Below are 1,758 nucleotides of genomic sequence, written 5' to 3'. Positions count from 1 at the left end.
CGTACGAGTACCTGGCCACCCTCCCGACCGACCCGGACACGCTGCTCCAGAAGCTCTACGACGAGACCGTCGGCAAGCGTCCGAAGGAGGAACGGGCGTTCAAGGCCATCAACGAACTGCTGAAGGAGCAGATCGCGCCGCCGGCCGTCACCGCCGCGCTCTACCAGGCGGCGTCGAAGATCCCGGGCGTCACCCTGGAGGACGACGTGGTGGACATCACCGGGCGGCACGGCATCGCGGTGGCGCGGGTCGCCGACGGCGCCCGGATGGAATGGATCTTCGACAGGGACAGCTACGCGTTCCTCGGCCACCGCGCCGTGGTCGTTGACCAGGGCAGCGACTTCGGCGCTCCCGGCACGGTCTTCGGCCAGGCCGCCGTGGTGAAGCGAGCGATCGTCGACAAGGCGGGCGACCAGCCGACCGCGCAGCAGACCCAGGCGCAGGCGCCTCAGGCCTGAGCCGCCGCCTGCCGAGGGGCGCCGGCGAGCAGGGATCCGTCGGCCCGTTGCCCGGTTCACGGGGCAGGCAACGGGCCGGCGGCATGCCGAGGCCGGTGCGGCCGAGGGCGGTCCGGCAGTGGTGAAGGGCGGCGGCGCGCCTGGCGTGTGCGGGATCCGCGGCGGGGGAGGGCGAGCAGCAGCCGGCGCCGGTGGAGTCGCCGATCGAGTGACTGCGGATCAATGCGAAGCAGCACGCGGCGCGGCGCCCGCCCCTTCCGAGCAGAAACGCAACTGACAACGTCCGTTGACTTCGAGACCATCAGGCAGTGACTACAGAATTGCATCGGCTGTCCCTCCGCGTCGTCGTGCCACCGCTCGGGAGCCCGGGGGCCACAGTGGAATGCCGACCGATCGTCGACGGACGGGACGTCCTGGCCGAGGTGTTCGACGAGGGCCCAGCAGAGGATCCTCGCCATCTGTTGGGCCCGAAGACGCCGCTGCACGCGACCGACGCTCCTCGCGAGGTGCGGCTTGCTGAGGCTGGATGCACTGAGGGATGCTGCGGCGCTGTCTACGTCACCGTCAGGCGCGATGGGCAGCACGTGGTCTGGAGCGGCTGGCGCAACCCGGATGTCGAGGAGGTTTGTCTCCCGGAGTTCCGGTTCGACGTCGATCAGTACGAAGGAGAGATCGACCGGGCCGTGGCGGATCACACCTGGGAGTGGCCGGCCCGAACAGTCGCCAGGCTGCTGGAGGAGCGGCTCCGGGAGCACACCGGCTGGCTGACGACCTGGGAATGCGAGCTGGGAGCTGTCTCCGCCTGGCCCTGGGAACCTGACCAGATCACCGTCTTCCTGTTCCACCCCGGCCGCTCCGCGATCAGGGAAGACCGCCCTTGGCTTCAGTTCAGGCTGACCATTCCGATCTCCGGAGACCACCCCGCCGACCAAGTCGAAGCCCTTGAGGCGCGCCTCACGGCCGAAGATCCCCGCGAGGTCGCCGAGGTCTGCGGAGGTTCGAAGGAGTTCGCCGATCAGCTCGGCTATCCCTGGCCCGGACCTCGACGACGGGCTCGAACCGCGGGCGAGGCCGGGAACACGGCACGTCAGGAATAAGTGCGCCGGCCCGGACACACCCCATCCGGGGGTGGATCGGTCGGTCCGCGTGTGTCGAATCGTCGTCCGCACGACGAACGGTGTTTTGATCTCACGACGCGGCACGTCGGGAGGCGAACACGTGGCTACTGAAGCGAGGCCGGGACCGACCGGAACAGACGCAGGGACATCACGACGCCGCGTCCTGACCACGGCCATGCTGG

2 protein-coding genes are annotated in these 1,758 nt (G+C 69.5%); both read left to right on the top strand.

Annotated elements, in window-relative coordinates; all coding sequences use genetic code 11:
• The coding region (locus ACFQ87_RS43570; protein ID WP_380616577.1) for a CU044_5270 family protein at window positions 1–458 on the top strand (458 nt) is incomplete at its 5' end.
• A gap of 308 nt (window positions 459–766) precedes the next feature.
• The gene (locus tag ACFQ87_RS43565; protein ID WP_380616576.1) at window positions 767–1,555 is read left to right on the top strand and encodes a hypothetical protein; all 789 of its coding nucleotides are present in this window, start codon (window positions 767–769) and stop codon (window positions 1,553–1,555) included.
• The last annotated feature ends 203 nt before the right edge of the window (window positions 1,556–1,758 follow it).

This window comes from Kitasatospora sp. NPDC056531 (assembly GCF_042794375.1).
Taxonomy (GTDB): domain Bacteria; phylum Actinomycetota; class Actinomycetes; order Streptomycetales; family Streptomycetaceae; genus Kitasatospora.
The sequence above is the reverse complement of the archived record's forward strand: the minus strand, read 5'-3'. Positions and strand labels throughout refer to the sequence as shown.